Source organism: Kitasatospora sp. NBC_01302 (genome assembly GCF_035976515.1).
Taxonomy (GTDB): domain Bacteria; phylum Actinomycetota; class Actinomycetes; order Streptomycetales; family Streptomycetaceae; genus Kitasatospora.
Map to the genome: position 1 here is coordinate 7,431,839 of NZ_CP108404.1, position 25,627 is coordinate 7,457,465.

A 25,627-nucleotide genomic window follows, 5' to 3' on the forward strand; every position below is an offset into this window, starting at 1 on the left:
TTCATCAGAAGAAGCCCAGTGCCTGCGGCGAGTAGCTGACCAGCAGGTTCTTGGTCTGCTGGTAGTGGTCCAGCATCATCTTGTGGGTCTCGCGGCCGATCCCGGAGTTCTTGTAGCCGCCGAAGGCCGCGTGCGCCGGGTACAGGTGGTACGAATTGGTCCACACCCGCCCGGCCTGGATCGCCCGCCCGGCCCGGTAGGCGGTCGAGCCGTCCCGGCTCCAGACGCCCGCGCCCAGCCCGTAGAGCGTGTCGTTGGCCTGCGCGATGCCGTCCTCGAAGTCCTCGAAGCGGGCCACCGCGACCACCGGTCCGAAGATCTCCTCCTGGAAGATCCGCATCCCGTTGTGGCCCTCGAAGACGGTCGGCGCCACGTAGTAGCCGCCCGCCAGATCGCCGCCGAGCTCGACCCGTTCGCCGCCGGCCAGCACCTTGGCGCCCTCGGCCTGGCCGATCTCGATGTAGGAGAGGATCTTCTCCAGCTGGTCGTTGCTGGCCTGGGCGCCGACCATGGTCTCGGTGTCCAGCGGGTTGCCCTGCTTGATGGCCCGCACCCGCTCCAGGCCGTCGCCGAGGAACCGGTCGTAGACCGACGACTGGATCAGCGCCCGGCTGGGACAGGTGCAGACCTCGCCCTGGTTGAGGGCGAACATGGTGAAGCCCTCCAACGCCTTGTCGTAGAAGGCGTCCTGCTCGGCCGCGACGTCCGCGAAGAACAGGTTGGGGCTCTTGCCGCCCAGCTCCAGGGAGACCGGGATCAGGTTGGCGCTGGCGTACTGCATGATCAGCCGGCCCGTGGTGGTCTCGCCGGTGAAGGCGATCTTGCGGATCCGGCTGCTGGAGGCCAGCGGCTTGCCCGCCTCCACGCCGAAGCCGTTGACCACGTTGACCACCCCGGCCGGCAGCAGGTCGGCGATCAGCTCGATCAGGACCAGGATCGAGGCGGGGGTCTGCTCGGCGGGCTTGAGCACGACCGCGTTGCCCGCGGCCAGGGCCGGGGCGAGCTTCCAGATCGCCATCAGGATCGGGAAGTTCCACGGGATGATCTGGCCGACCACGCCCAGCGGCTCGTGGAAGTGGTAGGCGACGGTCTCCTCGTCGATCTGCGAGAGCGAGCCCTCCTGGGCCCGGATCGCGCCGGCGAAGTAGCGCAGGTGGTCGATGGCCAGCGGGATGTCCGCGGCCAGCGTCTCGCGCACCGGCTTGCCGTTCTCCCAACTCTCCGCGACGGCGAGCAGTTCGAGGTTGCTCTCCATCCGGTCGGCTATCCGGTTCAGCAGCAGCGCCCGCTCGGCGGGGGAGGTGCGGCCGAAGGCGGGCGCGGCGGCGTGCGCCGCGTCCAGGGCCAACTCGACGTCGGCGGCGCTGGATCGGGCGACCTCGCAGAAGACCTGACCGGTGACCGGGGTCGGGTTCTGGAAGTACTGGCCGCGGACCGGCGGCACCCAGGCGCCGCCGATCCAGTTCTCGTAGCGGGACTTGAAGCTGGTGGGCGGCTGAAAGATCGTCAAGTCCGGTTTCTCCTCGCCAGGCGGTGGCCGACTGTGGCGTGCTCTGGGCACCCTAGCCGGGCGCGGGCTGATCGGCTACGGTGTGTACCGAAGTGCTCACTAGGGCTGGTAGCGGCCGGTGCCGCTCTCCCAGCTCAGGTAGCCCGAGAGCCAGGCGGTCAGGCCGTCCGCGTAGCGCTGCGCGGTCTGGCTCTGGTCCGGTCCCAGTTCCAGTTCCCGGTAGGTGCGCGGCAGTTCGTCCACCAAGTGGGTGTAGCGGTCCACCATCAGCTGGGCCTCGGCCAGCACCACCGAACCGGCCTCCTCCAGCGAGCAGCCGCGTTCCTGCTGCACGATCATCACCAGGTTGTTCACGTCGCCGCGGGGTGCCTCCTGCGGGTAGGAACGGATGTCGTTGCTCAGCGAGGGGATGTCGGCCACGAGTTGGCGCAGCTGCTTGAGCGGGGGGCTGTGGAAGGCGGCCGGCGCCACCTCGAAGCGGCCCAGTCGCTCGACCATGTCCAGCACCGACTCCATCGCCGCGGTGCCCCGGCGCAGGATCAGGTAGGCCTCGCGGTCGGGCAGCCGCCCGGCCCGCCGGCCCGCCGCCTCGGCCGGGTGACTGGCGAAGTAGGACTCCCAGTTGTAGGTGGCGCGGGCCCGCCAGCGCGGGGACATGCCGCGGCTGATCCGCTGCCAGAGGTCCTCGAAGGCGCGGGCGCAGGGGGTGTCCTCGGGGGCGGGCGTGCCGTGCAGCACGCCGATCAGCCGGTCGCAGAGCTGGGCGACCGCGGCGGGCTGGTAGCCGAGCGGTCCGTCGAACTGGTCGTCGAAGAGGAAGTAGAACCCCATCAGGTCGGTGGCCAGCGCCAGCTCCTCGGCCGTGCAGTCGGGGTAGCTGAGGGCGGCCAGGTCGGGCACGTCCCAGCGGTCGTACGCCTCGGGTGTCAGCGCACTGCCGAGCATCCGGTGCTCGGCCAGCCAGGCCCGGTGATGGGTCTCGGCGTCAACCCGGTGAGGGTTGCGGCGGTAGGGGTAGGGGACGTCAAGGGTGGTTGCATCGGACATCGGACTCCCGGGAGGTGAGGGCCGGTCGTACGGGTGACGCCTGCTTTGGGTGGCGCCGTGAGTCGTGCCATGATCCCTGGGTCGCCCGGGCCGCAGGGTAGCCGATCACACCATCGGATGGCCTGACTGTCGCAGCAATTGCCCGCGGCACCTGCAGTTGAACCATCATCAGAGGCGCTACCTGCGCGAAGAGACGGCGTCGGGCCCGTAACGGCGCTAGCCTCACGGAAAGAGCTCGTGGCATCGGCAGGAGTGCGCGAAATCCGGCAGCGCGCGACTCGACGCGCAAGCTGGGGCAGGCCCGGGAGAGGCGGAGGGGACCGACGGTGAGCGAACGGGAGAACGGGCAGGAAGCGGACGAGGCGCCGGCGCTCCCGCGACTCTATGAGCGCGAGGCCGCGATCGGCGCGGCCAAGGCGGCGATCGACACCCTGGGGCGGCAGTTCGCGGCCGGCGGCATCGAGCTCGGCTCGCTGCTGCTCTACAGCGGCAAGCCGGGCCTGGGCAAGACGAGCATGCTGCGCCAGGTCAGGATGCTGGCCGGACGCGAGGGCCTGACCGTGCTCAGCGGCCGGGCCGGTGAGCAGCGCGGCAACGAACCGTACTACCTGCTGCGCCAGTTGCTGCTGCCCGAGCTGCTGCGGCTGGACCCCGAGCAGCGCCGCGAGGTGCTCGGTCCCTGGCACGAGGTCGCCGGGCCGGCGATCGGCCTGGCGGTCCCCAGTGGTGAGGCGGCCGACCCGCAGAGCGTGCGGGTCGGCCTGGACTACGTGATGACCCAGCTGGCCCGCCTCAGGGCGCCGTTGGTGATGCTGGTGGACGACCTGCAGTGGGCGGACCTGGAGTCGCTGGGCTGGCTGGAGTCCTTCGCGCAGCGCTGTCCCGAGCTGCCCGTGCTGCTGGCCGTCGCCTGGCGCTCGGGCGAACTGCCCGAGCAGGCCCAGGCCTTCCGCGCCCTGGTGGCCGGCAACTCGCACCAGCACCAGGAGTTCCAGGGACTGCAGCCCAAGGCCACCGAGAAGCTGGTCCGCGAGGTCTTCCCCGAGACCGCCGAGGACTCCTTCTGCCGCCAGGTCTGGGCGGTCACCGACGGAAACCCGTTCCTGGTCAACGCCCTGCTGGCCAAGGTCCGCGAGAGCGGCATCGAGCCGGTGCACGAGAACGTGCTGCTGCTGCACGACCTGGCCGCCGAGGCGCAGGGCATGGACCGCGAGTACTGGCTGGGCAAACTCGGGGTGAACACCTTCAACTTCGCCCAGGCCGCGGCGATGCTCAACACCCAGATCGCGATCCCGGTGGCGACCAGGATCGCCGGGATGACCCCGGCCGCCGCGGCCGAGGCGATCGCCGAACTGCGCCGCCAGCAGGTGCTCTACGGTCCGGCCGACGGCCCCTTGGAGTTCGTCCACCCGCTGCTGGCCACCTCGCTCTACAAGTCCATCCGGCTGGGCATGCGCACCGCGATGCACGGCAAGGCGGCGCAGGAGTTGGAGCACGCCGGGCGCCCGTTGATGGAGTCCTCCCGCCATCTGCTGGAGACCCACCCGGAGGGCGATCCCGAGGTGGTCGCCAAGCTGCGCCGGGCCGCCCGCGAGCACCTGGCGGTCGGCGCCCCGGACGCCGCGGTGCGCTGCCTGGACCGGGCGCTGGCCGAGCCGCCGGAGGACGAGGACCGGGCCGAGGTGATCTACGAGCTGGGCTGCGCCACGCTGCTCACCGACCCGGTCAGCACGGTCAACCAGCTGCGGCTCGCGCTGGACGACCCCGGCCTGAGCAGCGGGCTGCGGGTGGACGCGACCTTCCGGCTCTCCGAGGTGCTCGCGCACAGCGGCCAGCTGGTGGCGGCGGCCGAGGTCACGTTGGCGGAGGCCGAGCGCACCGCGCCGGGGCCGGGACGGACCAGGCTGCAGGTGGCCCACTTCATCTGGGCGGCCTTCCAGCGCGAGGAGGCGGACGGCCCGGCCCGCTCCGCACGGCTCGCGCAGCTCAGCGCCGAGCTGACCGCCGCCGACCCGGCGGGTGACGACCTGTACGCGCGCGCCGCCCGGGCGCTGCGCGCCTGGGACCTGACGCTGCAGGGCGCCGACGTGACCCAGGTGCTGGCCCTGGTGGACTCGGCGCTGCTGCCGGACGGCCGGCTGCCCGAGGGGCTGGGCTGGACCAGCAGCGTCTGGGGCCTGGAGCTGCCCGGGATCATCGGCCTGACCTACATCTACACCGACCGGCTGGACCGCGCCGAGAAGCTCTTCGAGGAGGCGATCCGGGCCTTCGAGGTGGCGGGCTGGGGCGGCGGCCACCTCGGCTTCGCCTATTTCCTGATGGGTCTGGTGCGGTTCCGCCGCGGTGCGCTGGCCGAGGCGGAGGAGTTCCTGCGCAGCGCGCTGCGGATCGCCCGCCGGCTGGGCCCCGGCCTGCCGCTGCAGTGGGACGCGGTCGGCGTGCTGGCGGACACCCTGCTGGCCCGCGGCCGGGTCGAGGAGGCCTGGAAGCTGGCCGCCGACCACGACTTCGCGCCGCCCTACCACCCCACCGCGATGGTGCTGCCGGACGCGGCCACCCTCTACGGCAAGCTGCTGCTGGCCCAGCGCGACCTGCGCCCCGCGGCGGAGGTCTTCACCGAGGTCGGCGGGCGGCTGGCCGAACGCGGCTGGCACAACACCATCTGGGCGCCGTGGATCGGTCACCTGGCTCAGGCCGTGCTGCCCGAGGAGCCGGACCGGGCCCGTGAACTGGCCGCGCAGGGGGCGCGCCGGGCCAGGGAGTTCGGCGCCTCCTCGGCGGTCGGCAGCGCACTGCGGATGAGCGCGGCGGTGGCGGACGGCCAGCAGGCCGTGGAACTGCTCGGCGAGGCGGTGCGGGTGCTCGGCCGCTCCCCGGCGGGCTACGAGCACGCCTTCGCCCTGGTCGACCTCGGTGCGGCGCTGCGCCGGGTGGGTCGGCTCGACGAGGCCACCGAGCAGTTGCACCAGGGCATGGAGCTGGCCGTGGAGTGCAACGCCGACGGGCTGGTGTCCCGGGCCCGCGAGGAGCTCAAGGCCTCCGGGCTGCGCCCCAACCGGCTGCGCAGCACAGGGCGGGACGCGCTCAGCATGGCCGAGTGGCGGGTCGCCGAGCTGACCGTGGAGGGGCTCTCGCCGGTACAGATCGCCGAGCGGCTGAATGTCGCGGTGAGCCTGATCAACCGTCGGCTGGCGGCCGTGCACCGCAAGACCGGCAGCACCAGGGAGGGGCTGGCCGCGGCCCTCGGCATCCCGGGCCGGGACGCCGAGAAGCCGGGGCAGGACACCGAGGGGCCCTGAGCCGGACACCGGGAAGCCGTGACCTGGACACCGGGAAGCCAGGCCAGGACACCGAGAAGCCGTGACCTGGACCGGACCTGACAACATTTAGGGTGGCTGCCAGCACAAGCCCGGTTCCCCAGGCCCGAGGAGCAGCAGATGGCGCCGAATCCCGCGCACCCGGTGACGGTCTCGCACGCCCCGCTGGCGCCCGGGGGTGCCGGCGCCGCCATCGAGCGCTGGACGCTGCGGGCCGGGCCCGTCGAGGTGACGGTGCTGACCCTGGGTGCCACCCTGCACGGGGTGCGGATCCCGGACCGCACCGGAGCGGTGGCCCAGGTCCTGCTCGGCACCGACGACCTGGGCCAGATCCTCGGCCCGGCCCGGCACTTCGGGGCCACCGTCGGGCGCTACGCCAACCGGATCGCGGACAGCGCGGTCACCCTGGACGGGGTGGCCCACCCGCTCGCGCCCACCGGCGGCGGGGTCACCCTGCACGGCGGCCCGGACGGCTTCGCCAACCGGATCTGGACCGCCGAGGCGCTGCCGGCGGAGGGGACGGCCGAGGGGCAGCTGCCCGGGCCTGCGGCGGGCGGCCCGCGCGCCGGCGTGCGGCTGCACCTGCACAGCCCGGACGGTGACCAGGGGTTCCCGGGCGCGCTGGACGTCTGGGTGAGCTACCTGCTCTCGCCCACCGGTGAGCTGGCCATCGAGTACCGGGCCGTCACCACCCGTGCCACCGTCGTCAACCTGACCAACCACGCCTACCTGAACCTGGCCGGCGAGGGCAGCGGCGACGTGCTCGGGCACCTGCTCACCCTGGACGCCGACGCGTACGCCCCCGTCGACGCGCGGCAGATCCCCTACGGTCCGTACGAGCCGGTGGCCGGCACCCCCTTCGACTTCCGCACCGCCCGGCCGATCGGCGAGGCGATCCACCAGGACCACCCGCAGCTGACCGCAGCCGGCGGCTACGACCACAACTGGGTGCTGCGCGCCCGCCCGCAGGACGGCCCGCCGGCGCGCGCGGCGCTGCTCCAGGACCCGGGATCCGGGCGCTCGGTCGAGGTGCTCACCACCGAACCGGGCGTGCAGGTCTACACGGCCAACGCCTTCCGGGGCGAGGTGCGCGGCGTGAGCGGGAGCGCCTACGGGCCGTACGCCGGGGTGGCGCTGGAGACCCAGCACCATCCGGACTCGCCGCACCACCCGGACTACCCGTCCACCGAGCTGAGGCCCGGCCAGGAGTTTCACTCGGTAACGATCCTGCGGTTTGCCTGGGACTTTCCCACTAGTCACATGAGATGACTAGTATCACTGCGTCAAAGTTCGTACCACAGACGGCGAGTCGTCCCTCAGCGCCGCCTTTCCCGAGGAGAATGCCCTGCGCGCGCGTCCCTCCAGAGCCAGGCGCACCCGCCTGAGCTTGCGAACCGCCCTGCTGGTCCTGGCGATCGTCCCCAGCCTCGCGCTCGCCGCGCTCTGGGCCGTCACCACCGGGCAGACCTTCTCCGACTTCCAGCGGCAGGCCGCGCAGGGGCTGCTCGCCCAGAAGGCCGGCCAGCCCTCCAACATCGTGTACTACAACCTGCAGGAGGAGCGTCGGCTCAGCGCCGAGCAGCTGGCCCAGCCCGGCAGCGTGACCGACGCGCTGACCCGCCAGCGCGCGGCCACCGACGAGGCGGTGCACACCTTCCAGCAGCTCTCCAGGGTCTCGGAGAACCACGCCCCGGCCGAGGTGCGCGACGCGGTCCGAACGGCCCAGCAGGCGATGACCCAGCTGCCGCAGCGCCGCGCGGCGGTCGACCACGGCGCCGACCAGGAGAGCACCTACTCCTTCTACACCAACCTGATCAGCGTCGACCTCAAGCTCTTCACCGCGCTGAGCCACGTCGACAACGGTGAGGTCGGCTACATCTCGCGGATCCTGGTCGACGAGTTCTGGACCAAGGAGCTCATCTCCCGCGAGGACGCGATCCTGGCCCGCAGCTGGCCCTCCGGACGGATCCCGGTGGCGGACCTGCAGACCGTTCAGCAGCTGATCGGCGCGGAGGGCTTCCTCTACAGCAGCAAGATCGCGCCCTACCTGCCGGCCGCCGAGAGCGCCGCGGCGCAGCGGATGACCAGGGGCTCGGCCTGGCAGAGCATGGCCGGCGTCGAGCAGGACCTGCTGAAGCCCGCCGCGGCCGGCCCCGACGCCACCATCGCGCTGCCGCCCGACCAGTCGCAGTGGCGCGAGTCCGTCGACCTGGTCACTCCGCAGCTGGTCTCGCTGCTGGAGGCCCGCACCGACGCGGTGGTCAGCACCGGCAAGAACAGCATCTTCTCGCTCTTCCTGCGGGTGGTGCTGACCAGCGTGATCGGCCTGCTCGCCGTGATCGCCGTGATCATCACCTCCTGGCGGCTCACCCGCTCGCTGCGGCGGCGGATCGTCGACCTGCAGGACCAGGCCGGCGAGCTCGAACGCACGCTGCCCGAGGTGGTGGAGCGGCTCGGCCGCGGCGAGCAACTGGAGCCGGCCGAGGAGAGCCGGACGATCAGCACCGAGCCGCAGGGCGGCGACGAGCTGACCAGGCTCGGCCAGGCGCTCAACGCGGCCCGGCACAGTGCGCTGACGGCCGCCGTCGCCCAGGCCGAGCAGCACCGTGGCTTCGAACGCCTGCTGCAGCGCATCGCCCGCCGCACCCAGCTGCTGATCGGCCTCCAGCTCAAGACGCTGGACGAGATGGAGCGCCGGCACGAGGACCCCGAGGTGCTGGAAGGCCTCTTCGACCTCGACCACCTGACGGCGCGCCTGCGCCGCTACGAGGAGAACCTGGTCATCCTGGCCGGCGGCCAGCCGCAGCGGCGGTGGCGCAAGCCGGTGCCGCTGCTGGACGTGCTGCGCGCGGCCCAGGGCGAGGTGCAGGACTACCGGCGGATCCTGATCGACGTCGAGGGCAGCCCGTGGCTCTCCGAGCGCGCGGTCGGCCCGGTGGTGCACGTGCTGGCCGAGCTGATGGAGAACGCCGCGGCCTTCTCCAAGCCGCCCACGCCGGTCGAGGTGCGTGCGGCCATGGTCGGGCGGGGCCTGGCGGTGGAGATCGAGGACCGGGGCCTGGGCATGGAGCCCGAACAGTACGAGGCCGCCAACACCCTGATGCGCCGTCCGCCCCGGATGGACGTGCTGGCCCAGGCCGACGACATCCGCCTCGGCCTCTACGTGGTGGCCCGGCTGGCGGACACCCTCGGGCTGCGGGTGGAGTTCCGCCCCTCCGCCTTCGGCGGCACCCGTGCGGTGGTGCTGATCCCCGATGAGCTGGTCAGCGACGACTCCGCGGTCCCCGCGCCGACCGTGCTGGCCGCCGCCCCCGAGCCCGGCGCGCTGCCGGCCCGGGTGCGCGGGCGGGCGCTGGCCGGGGCCACCGCCGCGGTGAGCGCAGCGCCCGTGGCGGCACCGGCACCAGCACCGGCCGCCGACCCGTTGCCCGTACGCGCAGCGGAGCCGGTACCCGAACCTGCAGCGGAGCCCGAGACCGCGGCCGCACCCGAGGCCGATACCGAGCCCGCCCCCGGGCCCGCCCCCGAGCCCGCGGAGCTCCCCGCCGCGCGGCCGTCCTGGGCCGAGCGCCGCGCCGACCACGAGCGGACCGCCGAGACCGTCCAGCCCCCACTGCCGCAGCGGGTCCGCCAGGCCAGCCTGGTCGCCGAGCTGCGCCTGCCACAGACACCGCCGGACGGCGCCGAACCGGTCGAACCGGCCCCGGCGGCCGAGTCGCCCAGCGACGCACCGGCCCGCTCCGGCGCCGCCATCGGCGCCTTCCAGCGGCGTTCGCGCGCCGCCCGACTCGGTGACGAGACCACCGAACTGACCCCCATCCCCACCCCAAAGGACCCGTCATGACGCGCACCACCGCCACCCACCAGGACCTGGACTGGCTGCTGGACGGGTTGGTCGATTCGGTGGCCGGGACCAGACACGCCGTGCTGCTCTCGGACGACGGCCTGGTGGTCAGCCAGTCCCGTGGCATCGACCGGGCGGACGCCGAGCGGCTGGCCGCCGTCGCCACCGGGCAGCAGAGCCTGGCCCGGGGCGTGGGCACGCTGTTCGGCGGCGGCGGAGTGCGCCAGGTGATCGTGGAGCTGGCCGAGCTGTGGCTCTTCATCACCGCCGCCGGGCAGGGCACCCACCTGGCCGTGATCGCCTCCCAGGAGGTGGACGCCGAGGTGATGTCGCTGGCCATGCACACCCTGGTGCAGCAGGTCGGGCAGAAGCTCAGCACCCCGATCCGGAGCGCGGGGTGAGCCCGCACTGGAGCGAGGCGGAGCGCGAAGTCGGCGACGACGGAGCGGACTCGATGGTGCGCCCCTACACCATCACCCGGGGCCGCACCGCGCCCGAGCGCGACGACCTGACCCTGATCACCGTGCTGACGGCCGTCCCGCAGGCCGCCGAGCAGGCCGGGCGGCGGCTGCAGCCCGAGCACCGCACCATCCTGGCCCGCTGCCTGCGCCAGCCGGCGGCGGTCGCCGAGCTGGCGGCCGACCTGGACCTGCCGGTCTCGGTGACCAAGATCCTGCTGGGCGACCTGATCGCCCAGGGCCTGCTGGTCGCCCGCGCCCCGATCGCGGTGGCCCGGGCGAGCGGTGGGGTGGACCTCGGCCTGCTGACCGCCGTACGCGACGGACTCCGGAGACTCTGACATGACAGACACCCAGGCGGCCCCCGCCGCCGTCAAGATCCTGATCGCGGGCGGCTTCGGCGTCGGCAAGACCACCCTGGTGGGCTCGGTCAGCGAGGTCACCCCGCTGCGCACCGAGGAGTACCTGACCCGGGCCAGTGTCGGGGTGGACTTCCTGGACGGCGTGGACGCCAAGGACACCACCACCGTGGCGCTCGACTTCGGCCGCATCAGCATCGGCACCGACCTGGTGGTCTACCTGTTCGGCACCCCGGGCCAGGAACGCTTCTGGTTCATGTGGAACGACCTGGTCAACGGCGTGCTGGGCGGCGTGGTGGTGGCCGACACCCGGCGGCTGGACACCAGCTTCGCCTCGATCGACTTCTACGAGAGCCGCGGCATCCCCTTCGTGGTGGCGATCAACTGCTTCGACGGCGTGGACGACCGCTCCGCCGACGAGATCCGCAGCGCCCTCGACCTGGACCCGCAGGTGCCGCTGCTGATCGGGGACGTGCGCTCGCGCCCGTTCGGGCGGGACGTGCTGCTCGCCCTGGTCGACCACCTGATCAACCAGCCCGCCCTCGTCTGAGCCTCTCCCAAGGGACCACCACTGATGACCACTTCACCCCTTCGCGTGCTGATCCACGGCGGCGGCATCGGCGGCCTCACGCTGGCCACCGCGCTGGCCCGCCGCGGCCACCGGGTCGACGTCGCCGAGCTGCGCGCGGAGCTGGAGGCGCTCGGGGTCGGCATCATCCAGCCCTCCAACGCCCTGCACGTGATGCGCGAGATCGGGGTGCTCGAGGAGTGCCTGGCGGCCGGCTTCGCGTGGGAGGTGCTGACCATCTGCGACCCGGCCGGCGCCACCCTGGCCAGGATCCCGCAGCCGCGGATGGGTGACGTGCCGTCGAACAACGGCATACCCCGCCCGGCGCTGGCCCGGGTGCTGGGCGCCGCCGCGAGCGCGGCCGGAGCCCGGATCCGCTTCGGCACCACGATCGACGAGCTGCACGAGGACGCCGCCGGCGTCGAGGCCACCCTCTCCGACGGCACGACGGGGCGCTACGACCTGGTGGTCGGCTTCGACGGGATCGGCTCCCCGCTGCGCACCCGGATGTACGGCGAGCGCTTCACCCCCGAGTACACCGGCTTCGCCAACTGGCGCGTCATGCTGCCGCGGGACCCCGAGGTGGTGGGCGTGCTGATGAGCGCCGGCGACCGGAACGCCAAGGCGCTGCTCACGCCGGTCACCGAGGACCTGATGTACCTCGGCGCGGTCTTCGCGGAGGCCGCCGACTTCCGCCCCGACCCGCTGCGCGCGCACGAGCAGCTCGCCGAGCGGCTGGCGGGCTTCGGCGGTCCGGTCGCCGCCGCGCTGGCGCAGGTCACCGACCCGGCCGCGGTGGTCTACTCGCGGATCTCCCAGGTCACCGTGGAGGCGCCGTGGCACGTGGGCCGGCTGGTGCTGGCCGGGGACGCGGCGCATGCCAGCACCCCGCACCTGGCGCAGGGCGCGGCGATGGCGGTCGAGGACGCGCTGGTGCTGGCGCAGTCGCTGGACGCGCACGCGCAGCTGCCGCAGGGGCTGGCCGCCTGGGAGGAGCGGCGCCGGCCGCGGGCCATGTGGGTGCAGGCGCTGTCCCGGGCGGTCCTGCGGCAGGAGACCGGCGGGGCGACCACGCCGGCCGAGGACGAGCTGCTGAAGATCGGCATCCCCGGCGCGGCGCACGTGCTGGTCGAGCCCTACTGACCAGGGGTCAGTTGCTGCTCTTCCAGGTCACCGAGAAGGCGTTACCCGCGCTGAGCGGGGACGTGGCGGCCAGCGTTCTGCCCTGACGGGCCATGGTGACGTTCTCCGGGTTGAAGGCGCCGATCGGCTGGCCGTTGGCGGTGGCCGAACTGAAGTCGACGGTGCCGAAGTTGCTCAGCGGCAGTGGGCCGCTCGTGGTGGAGGGTGCCTCGGCGATCACCTCGGCGGAGGACAGCTCGGCGTTGAGCAGGGTCTTGTTGACCGTGTGGGTCCAGTGCTGCGTGGTGTCGGAGAGCTTGAGGGTGAAGGAGCCCTTGCCGTTGGTGGTCACCGAGGCGGTGAACTGGTCCCCGGGGGCTACGGCGTTGTAGAAGTTGACCGGGTAGGCCGGGTACATCTCGTACCAGGAGTAGTAGACCGGCTGGCCGCTGGAGCAGTCCGCCGAACTGCCGGTCTGCTCCACGGTCTTGCTGACCGCGCCGTCCAGGCCCACCCAGAAGCTGGAGTAGGTGTCCTGGTCGGTGCAGGTGACCGCCGGCTGGGTCCAGTGCGAGGTGACGCTGGTGAACTTGGTGCCGTTGGTACTGGTGGCGATGTAGCCGGACCAGTTGGTGCTGGTGCCGTGCCGCAGACCGTCCTGCGCGTTGGCCAGCACGGGCGAGGTGGCGATCAGTGGTGCGTTCGACGGCGCCGGCAGCGCGGTGGCCAGGGCGGGGACGGCGTTCGCGAGCACCGCCGCCAGGGCGGCGGTGCAGGCGAGGGCGCGGCGACGGGGGACGGGCATGGCGACTCCACCGGAAGGTTGTGTACGGACGGGGGTTGGCGTTGAGAAGCCTTATGCCCGTCTTACGGTCCGGTGATGTGACACATACTCAGAACGACCTCGTGTTTCACCCGTTCGGGTGCGCCGCCGCGCCCGACATCACCTCAGCTCTCGTTCTGCCAGGTCACCGAGAAGGCGTTGCCGCCGCTCAGCGCGGAGGTGCTGGCCAGGGTGGTGCCGTTGCTGGCCATGGTGATGTTGTCCGGGTTGAAGCTGCCGATCGACTTGCCGTTGGCGGTGGCCGAGGTGAAGTTGACCTGGCCGAAGTCGGTCAGCGGCAGCGCGCCGCTGCTGTCGGACGGCGCCTCGGCGATGATCTCCGCGGAGGCCAGTGCGGCGTTGCGCAGGGTCTTGTTCTCGGTCTTGCTCCAGCCCTGCGTGGTGTCGGAGAGCTTGAGCGTGAAGGAGCCGCTGCCGTTGGTGGTCACCGAAGCGGTGAAGTGGTCCCCGGGGGCCACGTAGTTGCTGAAGTTGACCGGGTAGGCCGGGTACATCTCGTACCAGGCGTAGTACTGCGGCGAGCCGCCGGAGCAGTCCACCTCGCTGCCGGTCTGCTCGACCGAGTTGCTGCCGTCGCCGTCCAGGCCGACCCAGAAGCTGGAGTACGTGTCGTCGCCGTTGCAGCTGGCCGCGGGCTGGACCCAACTCGCGCTGACGCTGGTGAACTTGCTGCCGGTGGCGGCGTAGCCGGACCAGTTGCTGCTGGTGCTGTGCAGGATCCCGCCGTGGGCCGTGAGGTGGTTGGGGCCCACCGCCATCGGCGCGTTGACCAGGGTGGGGGCACCTGCGGCGAGGGCGGGGGCGGCGTTGGCGAGGACCGCGGCGAGTGCGGCGGCGATGGCCAGGCTGCGGCGAGGAGTTGCGGACATGGCTGCTCCCTGTGGGGGTGAGAGGAGGGTGTGGCTGTCGCGCGAACTTCAGTGAGGGACCACCGTTTTGACGGTGCGGCGACAACTGTAGGGCAGTCCGTCCGGCAGTTGGTATTACGAGTGTGCAAATCTTCCTGTGTGAAGCATGAGAAATGGCCGGCCACCCCAGAGGGGGTGACCGGCCACCGGCCCGACCGGGAGGCGCGGATGCGCCGCCCGGCGGGGCGTCAGCTGGTGATCGTGCCGGAGACCTCGCCGAAGCCGATCCGCACGCCGTCCAGGCCGGGCGCCGAGGCGGACATCGTCACGGTGTCGCCGTCCTGCAGGAAGGTGCGGGTCGTGCCGTCCGGCAGGGTCAGCGGGTCCCGGCCGTTCCAGGTCAGCTCGATCAGCGAACCGCGCTGGCCGGCCTCGGGACCGGAGATGGTCCCGGAGCCGTAGAGGTCGCCGGTGCGCAGCGAGGCGCCGTTGGCGGTGGTGTGGGCGAGCATCTGGGCCGGGGACCAGTACATCCCGCCGTACGGCGGCCGGGAGACCACCGCGCCGTTCAGCTTGACCTCGAGGCTGAGGTCAAGACCCCACGGCTCCTTCTCCAGCAGGTACGGCAGCGGCTGCGGCTGCTGCGCCGGGGTGGCCACCCGGGCCGCCTCCAGTGCCGCCAGCGGTACCACCCAGGGGGAGATGGAGGTGGCGAAGGACTTGCCGAGGAACGGGCCGAGCGGCACGTACTCCCAGGCCTGGATGTCGCGCGCGCTCCAGTCGTTGAGCAGCACCGCGCCGAAGACGTGCTGCGCGAAGTCGTCCACGCTCACCGGCTCGCCCAGGGTCGAGCCCGCGCCGACCACGAAGCCCAGCTCGGCCTCGATGTCCAGCTTCACGGTGGGGCCGAACACCGGCGCCGGGTCACCGGGGCCCTTGCGCTGTCCGCTGGGGCGGCGGATCCCGGTCTCGGAGGCCACCACCGTGCCGGCCCGGCCGTGGTAGCCGACCGGCAGGTGCTTCCAGTTGGGCAGCAGCGCCTCGCCGTCGGGGCGGAAGATGTGGCCCAGGTTGGTGGCGTGCTGCTCCGAAGCGTAGAAGTCGACGTAGTCGGCCACCTCCACCGGAAGGTGGAGGCGCACCTCGTCGATCCGGTGCAGGTTGGCCTCCACCAGCCGTCGTTCGCCCTCGGTGGTGAGCAGGTCGGTGACCCGCTCGCGGACGTAGGCCCACTCGCCCGGGCCGCGTCGCATGAAGAGGTTGAGCGAGCCGGTCGCCAGGTCGGCGCCGAGCGGGGTGCCGGCCCAGACCGCCGACAGGTCCAGCACGGACTCGCCGATCGCCACGCCCACCCGGGCCTGGCTGGAGCCGCGCGGGGTGAAGACGCCGTAGGGCAGGTTCTGCACCGGGAAGTCGGAGCCCTCCGGCACCGGCACCCAGGTCTGAAGGGAGGTCACTGCTGCTTGCCACCGTCCTGCGGGCCGCGCCCGCTCCAGCTCCACGCGTACGTGCCGTCGTCGCTCGCCCGGCCGCCCTCGGCGACCTCCAGCGGGCGGAAGGTGTCCACCATCACCGCGAGCTCGTCGAAGAACTCGGCGCCGATCGAGCGCTCGTAGGCGCCCGGCTGCGGGCCGTGGGTGTGGCCGCCGGGGTGCAGCGAGACCGAGCCCTGGCCGATGCCGGAGCCCTTGCGGGCCTCGTAGTCACCGCCGCAGTAGAACATCACCTCGTCGCTGTCCACGTTGGAGTGGTAGTACGGCACGGGGATGGAGAGCGGGTGGTAGTCCACCTTGCGCGGCACGAAGTTGCAGATCACGAAGTTGTTGCCCTCGAAGACCTGGTGCGCCGGCGGCGGCTGGTGGATCCGGCCGGTGATCGGCTCGTAGTCGCGGATGTTGAAGACGTACGGGTACAGGCAGCCGTCCCAGCCCACCACGTCGAAGGGGTGCGTGGGGGTGACGAAGACGGTGCCGGCGATCCCGGAGGAGCCGTTGCCGCGGTGCTTGACGTAGATCTCGGTGTCCTGGTCGCGCTCGTCCTCCCCGGCCAGCAGCGGCCCCACCGGCCCGCGCAGGTCGCGCTCGCAGAACGGTGCGTGCTCCAGCAACTGGCCGTACTTGGAGAGGTAGCGCCGGGCCGGGGTGATGTGGCTGTTGGCCTCGATCGCGTACAGCCGCAGCGGCTTCTCGCCGGCGGGCAGCCAGCGGTGGGTGGTGGCGCGGGGCAGCACCACGTAGTCGCCCTGGCCCACCTCCAGCGAGCCGAAGACCGTCTCGACCGTGCCGCTGCCGGACTCGACGTAGACGCACTCGTCGCCTATGGCGTTGCGGTAGAGCGGCGAGGGCCGGCCGCAGGCGACGTAGGCGATCCGCACGTCGGCGTTGGCGAGCACCACCCGGCGTCCGCGCACGGCATCGGTCTGGCGCCACTCCTCGCCCGGGAAGAGGTCGTGCAGCTTGAAGTGGAAGGGCTTGAGCGGGTGGTTCGGCTCGGGTTTGCCCTCCGGCAGGGCCCAGATCCGGCTGTCGACCAGGGCGGAGGGGATGGCGCGGTGGTAGAGGAGGGAGGAGTCGGAGGAGAAACCCTCCTCGCCCATCAGCTCCTCGTAGTAGAGGCCGCCGGCCTCGTTGCGGTGCTGGGTGTGCCTCTTCGGCGGCACCGTGCCGACGGTGCGGTAGTACGCCATCTGCGCCTCCTGAGCGACTGACCACCCTGGACTGCGCCGGCCAGGGCGTCCACCCGGGGGTGGGGGTGGACAAGACCAATCCCACGGCCAGCGGCCAGGTGCTGTCAAGGACCGACCTGGTGGGCCCATGGCCCAGCAGGAGGAACCGAGATGAATCCGGGCGAACCGTCAAGACGCACCGCGGCAACTCTCCGGACACGCGGATGTAACGATCCCCGACTTCTTGCAGAAACTTGCTGCAAGAACTTTCAAACCGGCTTGCAGCGCTGTTACGTTCCTGCTCACAGCCCGGCGTCGACACCCAGTGCGGTCGGTGTCAGGGGGCCAGTATGCGCTCCCGCCGTCCTGACCGGGCACCCACCCCCACCACCCTTTTCCTCCTAGGAGTTCTCATGCGGCGTGGCAGCGCGGCCTTCGCCCTGGTAGCGGCCCTCACGGTGTCGCTCGCGGCCTGCGGCAGCAGCGGCTCCGGCTCGTCCGGCGCGGCGTCCGGCCCGGTGACCATCACCTACTGGGACACCTCCAACGCGACCAACGAGGCCCCGAACTACCAGGCCGTGGTCACGAAGTTCGAGGCCGCCAACCCGGACATCAAGGTCAACTTCGTCAACGTGCCGTTCGACCAGGCGCAGGACAAGCTGCAGACCGCGATGGGCAGCAAGGGTGCCCCCGACGTCTTCCGCTCCGACGTGGGCTGGACCGCGGCCTTCGCCAAGTCCGGCTTCCTGACCCCGCTGGACGGCACCCCCGCGCTGCCGCAGCCCTCGGACTACCAGCCCAGCCTGATCAAGCAGGCCCAGTACCAGGGCAAGACCTACGGCGTGCCGCTGGTCACCGACACCCTGGGCCTGCTCTACAACAAGGCGCTGTTCACCCAGGCCGGCATCACCAGCGCGCCCACCACCTGGGACGAGCTGAAGGCGGACGCCGCCACCATCAAGGCCAAGACCGGCGTCGACGGCTTCGAGCTGCACGCCGGCGACGCCTACGACGCGCTGCCGCTCTTCTTCGGCGAGGGCACCGACCTGGTCGACACCGCCAACAAGAAGATCACCGTCAACTCGCCGACCGCCGTCAAGGCGGTGACCACCTACCAGTCGCTGTTCACCTCGCCCGGCACCGTCAAGGCCGACGTGACCACCGACTCGTACGCGCACATGATGGACGCGTTCAACAACGGCAAGGTCGCCGCGATCATCAACGGCCCCTGGGAGATCACCAACATCTACAAGGGCTCGGCCTTCACCGACCACGGGAACCTCGGTATCGCCGCGGTGCCGGCCGGCTCCACCGGCAAGCCCGGCGCCCCGACCGGCGGCCAGAACATCGCCGTCTTCGCCGGTTCGGACGCCGCCCACCAGGCCGCCGCCGAGAAGTTCGCCGCCTTCATGACCTCCGCGGACAGCGAGGTCTTCATCGCGGAGAAGAACTCCACGCTGCCCACCCGCCCCGACGCCTTCACCGCGGACGTCAAGTCCAACGCGGGCATCGCCGGCTTCCAGCAGATCCTGAACGTGGCCCAGCCGCGCCCGGCGCTGCCCGAGTACTCCTCGCTCTTCACCTCGCTGAGCACCAACCTCGGCAAGATCGCGCAGGGCCAGCAGGGCATCCAGTCCGGCCTGGACGCCAGCGCCCAGGACTACACCAAGCTGCTGCCGGACTTCAGCAAGTAAGGCTGCCAAGCCCCCGCACTCGTCCGGCCCGCCGAGGGGGCGGGCCGGACGAGTGCGCCGTCAGGTACCGACCCGGAGAAGGTGTTCCACCCCCATGACAGCCTTGGTGCAGCGCCTGAAGCGCTCGTACAGCACGTACTGGTACGCCTACGCGATGGCCGCGCCCGTGGTGATCGTGCTGGGCCTGCTGGTGGCCTATCCGCTCGGCCGCGGCATCTACCTGACGCTGACCGACGCGACCAGCCTCAACGTGGGGCACACGATCGGGGTCAACCACATCCCCGACACCTTCAAGTTCGTCGGCCTGCACAACTACCAGGACGTGCTCTTCGGCGAGGGCGCCTACGACCGGTTCTGGTCGCACTTCATCTGGACCATGACCTGGACCGTGCTCTGCGTCGGCCTGCACTTCAGCCTGGGCCTGAGCCTGGCGATGATGCTCAACCAGAAGCTGCGCGGGCGCACCTTCTACCGGCTGCTGCTGATCGTGCCGTGGGCGGTGCCGAGTTTCGTGACCGTCTTCTCCTGGCGGCTGATGCTGGCCGACGGCGGCCTGGTCAACATGCTGCTCGGCTCGCTGCACCTGCCGCAGCCCAGCTGGCTGGAGGACCCGATGGCCCAGAAGGCCGCGGCGATCCTGGTCAACACCTGGTGCGGGGTGCCGTTCATGATGGTCTCGCTGCTCGGCGGCCTCCAGGCGATCCCGGGGGAGCTGTACGAGGCGGCCGAGATGGACGGCGCGAGCGCCTGGCAGCGGTTCCGCTACGTCACGCTGCCCGGCCTGCGCCCGGTCACCAGCACCGTGGTGCTGCTCGGGGTGATCTGGACCTTCAACCAGTTCACCATCATCTTCCTGCTGTTCGGCAAGACCAACGCGCCCGACGCGCAGATCCTGGTCACCTGGGCCTACCAGCTGGGCTTCGGCCAACTGCCGCGCGACTACGCGCAGTCGGCCACCTACGGGATCATCCTGCTCTCCATCCTGATCGTCTTCACCGGCTTCTACCAGCGCTGGCTCAAGCGCAACGACCAGACGGCGATCTGACCCGCCATGGGATCCCCGACCGCCCCGCGCCCCGAGCAGCCCGCCGAGCAGGCCCAGCAGACCCCCAGGAACGGAAAGGCCACCCGATGAGCACCACCACCGACCGGCCCGCCGCGGCCCGCCCGGCCGCGCCCGCCACCCCGGCGCGGCCCCGCAAGGTGCGCGCCCGCGGTGAGCGCAGCGCCGGTGCCACCGCCCTGCTGCACACGGCCCTGGGCCTGGCCGCGCTGGTCGCGGTCTTCCCGGTGCTGTGGATCTTCTACATCGCGCTCGGCCCGGACGAGACGGACTACCTGCACCCCGGGAAGATCCTCGGCAAGGCCACCTTCGCCAACTTCACCACGGTGCTGAACCACACCGACTTCCTGACCTGGTTCGGCAACTCGCTGATCGTGGCCGGCGGCACCGCCCTGTTCGGCGTGCTGATCGCCGCCAGCACCGGCTACGCCGTCTCGCGGATGAAGTTCCCGGGCCTGCGCCCGCTGATGTGGTCGCTGCTGGTGACCCAGATGTTCCCGATCTCCGTGCTGATCGTGCCGATGTACTACATCATGGCCAACCTCGGCCTGCTGGACAGCTACGGCGGCCTGATCCTGGTCTACGCCAGCACCACGGTGCCGTACTGCGCCTGGCTGCTGAAGGGCTACTTCGACACCATCCCCGCGGAGATCGACGAGGCCGGCCGGGTCGACGGGCTCAGCCCGTTCGGCACCTTCTGGCGGCTGATCCTGCCGCTGGCCCGCCCGGGTCTGGCGGTCGCCGTCTTCTACTCCTTCCTGACCGCCTGGGCCGAGGTGCCGTTCGCCTCCACCTTCATGCTCAGCTCGGACAAGTACACCCTCGCGGTGGGTCTGAGCAGCTTCGTCAGCGAGCACGACAGCCAGTGGAACCTGATGGCCGCCACCGCCGTGCTGATCGCGATTCCGGTCACGGCGCTGTTCTACCTGGTCCAGAAGAATCTGGTCACCGGGCTGACCGCGGGTGCCGCGAAGTCCTGACGGACGGTCAACTCCTACCAGTATTCTGCCTGTTGCTCGTGCGTCGATCGCACACTCGAGTGAGTGCGCGAAACGATACCTAGTTCCCAAGGGATCCGCCTGATGACCCAGAACCTGGCCGACACCCCCCGGCCGCTGTCCGCCGTCGCCACCCCTGCCGGCGAACCCAGTCGCTGGTGGCGCGACGCGGTCATCTACCAGGTGTACCCGCGCAGTTTCGCCGATGCCAACGGCGACGGCATGGGCGACCTGCCGGGCGTCCGCAGCCGGCTGCCCTACCTGCGCGACCTCGGCGTCGACGCGGTCTGGCTCTCCCCGTTCTACGCCTCCCCGCAGGCCGACGCCGGCTACGACGTGGCCGACTACCGTGCGGTGGACCCGATGTTCGGCACCCTGCTGGACGCCGACGCGCTGATCCGCGACGCCCACGAACTGGGCCTGCGGATCATCGTGGACCTGGTCCCCAACCACTCCTCCGACCAGCACGAGTGGTTCCAGCGGGCGCTGCGCGAGGGCCCCGCCTCGCCGCTGCGCGAGCGCTACCACTTCCGCCCCGGCAAGGGCGAGGACGGCGAACTGCCGCCCAACGACTGGGAGTCCATCTTCGGCGGCCCGGCCTGGACCCGCACCACCGACCCCGACGGCACCCCGGGCGACTGGTACCTGCACCTGTTCGCTCCCGAGCAGCCCGACTTCAACTGGGACAGCCCCGCGGTCGCCGACGAGTTCCGCTCGATCCTGCGCTTCTGGCTGGACATGGGCGTCGACGGCTTCCGGGTCGACGTCGCGCACGGCCTGGTCAAGGCTCCCGGCCTGCCCGACCTCGGCGGCCACGACCAGCTCAAGCTGCTCGGCAACGACGTCATGCCGTTCTTCGACCAGGACGGCGTGCACGAGATCTACCGCACCTGGCGCCGGATCCTCGACGAGTACCCGGGCGAGCGGATCGCGGTGGCCGAGGCCTGGACCCCCACCGTGGAGCGCACCGCGAACTACGTGCGCCCCGACGAACTGCACCAGGCGTTCAACTTCCAGTACCTGGGCACCGCCTGGGACGCCACCGAGCTGCGCGCCGTGATCGACTCCTCGCTGGCCGCGATGCGCCCGGTCGGCGCCCCCGCCACCTGGGTGCTCTCCAACCACGACGTCACCCGGCACGCCACCCGCTTCGCCAACCCGCCCGGCGGCACCCAGATCCGCGAGCGCGGCGACCGCGGACTCGGCCTGCGCCGGGCCCGCGCGGCCACCCTGCTGATGCTCGCGCTGCCGGGCTCGGCCTACCTCTACCAGGGCGAGGAACTCGGCCTGCCGGACGTCACCGACCTGCCCGACGAGGTCCGCCAGGACCCCTCGTTCTTCCGCGCCAGCGGTCAGGACGGCTTCCGCGACGGCTGCCGGGTGCCGATCCCGTGGTCCGGCGAGGCCGCGCCCTACGGCTTCGGCCCCGTCGAGGGCGGCCCCAGCTGGCTGCCGCAGCCCGCCGAGTGGGCCGGACTCAGCGTCGAGGCGCAGACCGGCGACCCGACCTCCACCCTGGAGCTCTACCGCGGCGCGCTCGCCATCCGCCGCAGCGACCCGGCGCTCGGCGCGGGCGCCGGGCTGACCTGGCTGCCGGCCCCCGAGGGCGTGCTCGCCTTCCGCCGCGACTCCTTCGTCTGCCTGGTCAACACCACCGCCGAGGCGGTGCCGTTCGCCACCGAGGGCCGACTGCTGCTCAGCTCCACCGACCGGATCGAGCCGGGACTGCTCGCGCCCGACAGCACCAGCTGGTGGGCGGTCTGACATGGTTGCAATAGGCTCTGGGCTCGTGACTACGGCGCGACTCTCGGACATCGCGGCGCAGGCGGGGGTCAGCGAGGCCACCGTCAGCCGCGTCCTCAACGGCAAGGCGGGCGTCTCCGCCGCGACCCGGCAGACCGTGCTGGCCGCCCTCGACGTGCTCGGCTACGAACGGCCGACCCGGCTGCGCCAGCGCAGCGCGGGCCTGATCGGGCTGATCACCCCGGAGCTGAGCAACCCGATCTTCCCCGCGCTGGCCCAGGTCATCGAGCAGCAGCTCAGCCGGCACGGCTACACCCCGGTGCTCTGCACCCAGACGCCGGGCGGATCGACCGAGGACGAACTGGTCGAGATGCTGGTCGAGCGGGGGGTCGCCGGCATCGTCTTCGTCTCCGGCCTGCACGCCGATTCGACCGCCGACCACGACCGGTACGCCAAGCTGACCGGACGTCAGGTCCCGTTCGTGCTGATCAACGGCTTCAGCGAGAAGATCGCCGCGCCGTTCATCTCGCCCGACGACCGGGCGGCGATGTGGATGGCGGTCCAGCACCTGGCCGAGCTCGGGCACGAGCGGATCGGCCTGGCGGTCGGTCAGCGCCGCTACGTGCCGGTGCTGCGCAAGATCGAGGGGTTCACCGCGGCCATGCGCTCGGTGCTCGGCGCCGGCGACCAGGAGATCGAGGAGCTGGTGCACCACACGCTGTTCAGCGTGGAGGGCGGCCACGCGGCGGCCGGCGTGCTGCTCGACCGCGGCTGCACCGCGATCATCTGCGGCAGCGATCTGATGGCGCTGGGCGCGATCCGCGCGGTGCGCCAGCGCGGGCTGAGCGTGCCCGGCGACGTCTCGGTGGTCGGCTTCGACGACTCGCCGCTGATCGCCTTCACCGAGCCCCCGCTCACCACGATCCGTCAGCCGGTGGAGGCGATGGCCACCGCAGCCGTCGACGCGCTGCTGGAGGAGGTCGGCGGCGAGTCGGCCCAGCGGGTGGAGTACATGTTCCAGCCGGAGCTGGTGATGCGCGGCTCCACCGGGGCCAGGCCGCACCGCGGGGAGTAGCCGCCACGGCGAGCGGCAGCCGCGGGGAGTCGTCGGCCCCGTCCCGACGGGCGCCGAAGATCCACCGGTGCCGGCATCGAGGCATGGGAGCCACCGCACCGCGACCCGACGACACGGCGCCGTCGGTCCACCCGGACCGGCGGCGCCGACTGCTGCTCGGCGGCTGCTCGCTGGCCGCGCTGATCGGCCTCTCCTTCCTGTGGGCCGCCACGATCCCGCGCTGGTGGGCCCAGCAGGTGGGCGACAGCGTGCACGGCCGGCTCTCCAGCGGACTGCTCTTCGGCCTGCTCACCGGCGTCACCTGCACCCTGCTGCCGCTCCTGGTGGCCTGGTTCGGGCTGCGCCGGAGCCGGTCCTGGAAGGTCTCGGTGGCCTGGGTGGCCTGGGTGGCGGTCGCCCTGGTCCTCGCGCTGCCGAAGCTGTGGACGCTGGGCGTGGTGGTCGGCGACGGCAGCGGCGCGCACGCGGGACAGCGGACGATGGACGTGAACGCGCCCTGGTTCCGCGGGGCCAGCCTGATCGGCGCGCTGATCGGCGCGGCGATCTTCGTCGCGCTGCTCCGGTTCACCCGGCGCCGGCAGCCGAAGGCGCAGTGACGCCGGTTCACCGCACGGCCGAGGGCCGCCTCCCGGAGAGTGGAGAGGCGGCCCTCGGTGCTGTCCAGCGGCTGCTCAGCGCTGTGTCACCAGGTTCAGACCCGGCCGGCGAAGTCCGGGGCGTAGTTGGCGATGGTCTCGTACTTCACGCCCGCGCTCGGGTTGGCGGCCTCGACGAACTGGCCGTTGCCGACGTAGATGGCGACGTGGTAGACGCCCGAGTTCTGGCCGTTGTTCGACCAGAACAGCAGGTCGCCCGGCTGCAGGCTGTTCATCGACACCGGGGTGCTGGCGGCGGCCTGGTCGGCGGCCACCCGCGGGATGGAGATGCCCGCCGAGGCCATCGCGGCCTGGGTCAGGCCGGAGCAGTCCCAGCCACCGTTGCCGGTGCCGCCGTAGATGTAGGCCTGACCGACCTTCGACTCCGCGAAGGCGACGGCGGTGGCCATCGCGCCGGAGGCGGGCGCCGGGGTGGCGGCGGTGGTGGAGGCGGTGGTCTGGGCGTTGACGGCCGGCGCCGGGGTGCTGGCGGCCGGGGCGCTGTCGCTGCTCGGGGCGGCGCTGGCCGAGCCGCCCAGGCTCAGCTGCTGGCCCGGGTAGAGCGTGTCAGGACCGGCGGTCAGGACCGACTTGTTGAGCTCGTACAGCTTCTGCCAGCCGCCGGCCACGTGGTGGCTCTGCGCGATGGTGGAGAGCCAGTCGCCGCGCGCCACGGTGTAGGTCTGGCCGCCGGAGTTCTTGGTGCCGTTCCACTGGTGGTTCCAGTGGCCCTGGCTGCCGCTCTGCGAGGACTGCGAGGACTGCGGGGCGCTCTGGGCCGGGGCGCTCGGCTGGGCCGGGGCGCTGGTGGCGGGGGCGCCGGGGTTCACGGCGGCGGGGGCGCCGCCCTGGGTCAGGCCCGCCTGGACGGAGCAGACCGGCCAGGCGCCGGGGCCCTGGTCGGCGAGGACCTTCTCGGCGACGGCGATCTGCTGGTCCTTGGTGGCCTGGTCGGCCTGCGGGGCGTACTGGGTGCCGCCGTAGGCGGCCCAGGTGGAGGCGCTGAACTGCAGGCCGCCGTAGTAGCCGTTGCCGGTGTTGATGCTCCAGTCGCCGCTGCTCTCGCACTGGGCGACCTTGTCCCAGGTGGAGACGGGCGCCGCGGAGGCGGTGGTGGCCGTGATGCACGGCAGGGCGAGGCCGAGACCGAGCAGGCCGGTGGCGGCGATCGCTCGGCGAGCGGTGCGGGACGGACGGGTCGTGCCAGTGGTGGGCAGCATGAAGACGCGTTCCTCTCCTACGCCTACGAGGTGAGCTGTCGGATTCGGACTGGAGTTGCCCGGCCGCGCTGCTGCGCGGCTTCACCCCTAGCTCCGGTCACTCGGTCCGAAGACCGGGTGCCGGGGCGGCTTACCTGGTTCCCCCGCTCCTGCCGTGGTGCGTTTTCGCGCTGCCAGCGCATCCGGTGGCAGGACTCGGCGTCCGGCTGTGCTGGGTCCGTGTGACCACGAACGGGGAGCACGTTAGACAGAGATAAGTTGAATCCGCAAACAGCTGTGATGGCCGTCACAGGCCCACCATGGAACCTTCAAGATCGCCCCGGCGGCGGACCTGAGAGGGCGTCGGGGGAGGGGTCCGGCCGGGGCGTGCAATGTGCCTGCGGGAAACGGGATGTGCCGTGGGCTCAGGGTTGGTGATGCTGATGGGCTGTCCGTTTTCGGCCTTGGTGATCAAGGGGGTGGCCGATCGGACCGGAGCGCCCTGACCGGCTGTCGGCGGGGCGAACGGCCCGGTCCGGCGCACTGGTCGACATCGACCGAATGTCCGATTTACCCCTTCTGTCATCGCGTCAGCTCGCGACGCCGACCAATCGGTCGGCGGGGTGGTCCTGTCCACC

The 25,627-nt window shown here is 71.7% G+C and carries 20 protein-coding genes and 1 riboswitch; of the genes, 13 read left to right on the forward strand and 7 right to left on the reverse strand.

The window, feature by feature from the left end; translation table 11 throughout:
• Positions 1-4 precede the first annotated feature (4 nt).
• Both exaC and OG294_RS32600 read right to left on the reverse strand, forming a co-directional pair.
• Complete coding sequence (exaC, locus tag OG294_RS32595) at positions 5-1,510, reverse strand: acetaldehyde dehydrogenase ExaC (protein WP_327070142.1); 1,506 nt, start codon at positions 1,508-1,510, stop codon at positions 5-7.
• Positions 1,511-1,609: 99 nt separating this feature from the next.
• The gene (locus OG294_RS32600) at positions 1,610-2,557 is read right to left on the reverse strand and encodes a terpene synthase family protein (protein WP_327070143.1); all 948 of its coding nucleotides are present in this window, start codon (positions 2,555-2,557) and stop codon (positions 1,610-1,612) included.
• Positions 2,558-2,883: 326 nt separating this feature from the next.
• Between OG294_RS32600 and OG294_RS32605 the strand changes: the two genes are divergently transcribed.
• From OG294_RS32605 to OG294_RS32635, 7 genes are all read left to right on the forward strand, one after another.
• The gene (locus OG294_RS32605; protein WP_327070144.1) at positions 2,884-5,856 is read left to right on the forward strand and encodes a helix-turn-helix transcriptional regulator; all 2,973 of its coding nucleotides are present in this window, start codon (positions 2,884-2,886) and stop codon (positions 5,854-5,856) included.
• A 138-nt stretch (positions 5,857-5,994) separates the two neighbouring features.
• The gene (locus tag OG294_RS32610) at positions 5,995-7,143 is read left to right on the forward strand and encodes an aldose epimerase family protein (protein WP_327070145.1); all 1,149 of its coding nucleotides are present in this window, start codon (positions 5,995-5,997) and stop codon (positions 7,141-7,143) included.
• Between the two features lie 118 nt (positions 7,144-7,261).
• Positions 7,262-9,718: a sensor histidine kinase gene (locus OG294_RS32615; protein ID WP_327070146.1), complete on the forward strand. Its 2,457-nt coding sequence runs from the start codon at positions 7,262-7,264 to the stop codon at positions 9,716-9,718.
• The gene (locus OG294_RS32620) at positions 9,715-10,119 is read left to right on the forward strand and encodes a roadblock/LC7 domain-containing protein (protein WP_327070147.1); all 405 of its coding nucleotides are present in this window, start codon (positions 9,715-9,717) and stop codon (positions 10,117-10,119) included. The genes OG294_RS32615 and OG294_RS32620 overlap by 4 nt, the downstream gene beginning before the upstream one ends.
• Positions 10,116-10,517 (forward strand): DUF742 domain-containing protein, encoded by a 402-nt coding sequence (locus OG294_RS32625; protein WP_442789263.1) that lies wholly within the window; start codon positions 10,116-10,118, stop codon positions 10,515-10,517. The genes OG294_RS32620 and OG294_RS32625 overlap by 4 nt, the downstream gene beginning before the upstream one ends.
• 1 nt (position 10,518) lies before the next feature.
• Entirely contained in the window at positions 10,519-11,085 is a 567-nt protein-coding gene (locus tag OG294_RS32630; RefSeq protein WP_327070148.1) for a GTP-binding protein, read from the forward strand.
• Between the two features lie 24 nt (positions 11,086-11,109).
• Positions 11,110-12,246, forward strand: a complete 1,137-nt coding sequence (locus tag OG294_RS32635; protein WP_327070149.1) for an FAD-dependent monooxygenase — start codon at positions 11,110-11,112, stop codon at positions 12,244-12,246.
• Positions 12,247-12,253: 7 nt separating this feature from the next.
• On the opposite strand, the gene OG294_RS32640 is transcribed toward OG294_RS32635, so the two are convergent.
• The 4 genes from OG294_RS32640 to OG294_RS32655 form a co-directional block, all read right to left on the reverse strand.
• The gene (locus OG294_RS32640; protein WP_327070150.1) at positions 12,254-13,030 is read right to left on the reverse strand and encodes a G1 family glutamic endopeptidase; all 777 of its coding nucleotides are present in this window, start codon (positions 13,028-13,030) and stop codon (positions 12,254-12,256) included.
• 143 nt (positions 13,031-13,173) lie between these two features.
• Complete coding sequence (locus OG294_RS32645; protein ID WP_327070151.1) at positions 13,174-13,938, reverse strand: G1 family glutamic endopeptidase; 765 nt, start codon at positions 13,936-13,938, stop codon at positions 13,174-13,176.
• 227 nt (positions 13,939-14,165) lie between these two features.
• Positions 14,166-15,374, reverse strand: a complete 1,209-nt coding sequence (gene fahA / locus OG294_RS32650) for a fumarylacetoacetase (protein ID WP_327070152.1) — start codon at positions 15,372-15,374, stop codon at positions 14,166-14,168.
• The gene (locus tag OG294_RS32655; protein ID WP_327070153.1) at positions 15,371-16,603 is read right to left on the reverse strand and encodes a homogentisate 1,2-dioxygenase; all 1,233 of its coding nucleotides are present in this window, start codon (positions 16,601-16,603) and stop codon (positions 15,371-15,373) included. Before OG294_RS32655 ends, fahA begins: the two co-directional genes overlap by 4 nt.
• A gap of 392 nt (positions 16,604-16,995) precedes the next feature.
• On the opposite strand from OG294_RS32655, the gene OG294_RS32660 reads away from it, so the two are divergent.
• The 6 genes from OG294_RS32660 (at position 16,996) to OG294_RS32685 (ending at position 23,751) form a co-directional block, all read left to right on the forward strand.
• On the forward strand, positions 16,996-18,276 hold the full coding sequence (locus tag OG294_RS32660) for an extracellular solute-binding protein (RefSeq protein ID WP_327070154.1): 1,281 nt from the start codon (positions 16,996-16,998) through the stop codon (positions 18,274-18,276).
• A gap of 94 nt (positions 18,277-18,370) precedes the next feature.
• Entirely contained in the window at positions 18,371-19,321 is a 951-nt protein-coding gene (locus OG294_RS32665; RefSeq protein WP_327070155.1) for a carbohydrate ABC transporter permease, read from the forward strand.
• Between the two features lie 86 nt (positions 19,322-19,407).
• Entirely contained in the window at positions 19,408-20,319 is a 912-nt protein-coding gene (locus tag OG294_RS32670; protein ID WP_327070156.1) for a sugar ABC transporter permease, read from the forward strand.
• 102 nt (positions 20,320-20,421) lie between these two features.
• A complete protein-coding gene (locus tag OG294_RS32675; RefSeq protein ID WP_327070157.1) occupies positions 20,422-22,101 on the forward strand; it encodes a glycoside hydrolase family 13 protein in 1,680 nt (559 codons plus the stop codon).
• Between the two features lies 1 nt (position 22,102).
• The gene (locus OG294_RS32680) at positions 22,103-23,155 is read left to right on the forward strand and encodes a LacI family DNA-binding transcriptional regulator (RefSeq protein WP_327070158.1); all 1,053 of its coding nucleotides are present in this window, start codon (positions 22,103-22,105) and stop codon (positions 23,153-23,155) included.
• Between the two features lie 83 nt (positions 23,156-23,238).
• Positions 23,239-23,751 (forward strand): hypothetical protein, encoded by a 513-nt coding sequence (locus OG294_RS32685; protein ID WP_327070159.1) that lies wholly within the window; start codon positions 23,239-23,241, stop codon positions 23,749-23,751.
• Positions 23,752-23,846: 95 nt separating this feature from the next.
• On the opposite strand, the gene OG294_RS32690 is transcribed toward OG294_RS32685, so the two are convergent.
• Positions 23,847-25,010 carry a transglycosylase family protein gene (locus tag OG294_RS32690; protein ID WP_327070160.1) on the reverse strand — a complete coding sequence of 388 codons (1,164 nt, stop codon included), beginning with the start codon at positions 25,008-25,010 and terminating at the stop codon, positions 23,847-23,849.
• Between the two features lie 7 nt (positions 25,011-25,017).
• Positions 25,018-25,182: riboswitch (cyclic di-AMP (ydaO/yuaA leader) on the reverse strand.
• Between the last annotated feature and the right edge of the window lie 445 nt (positions 25,183-25,627).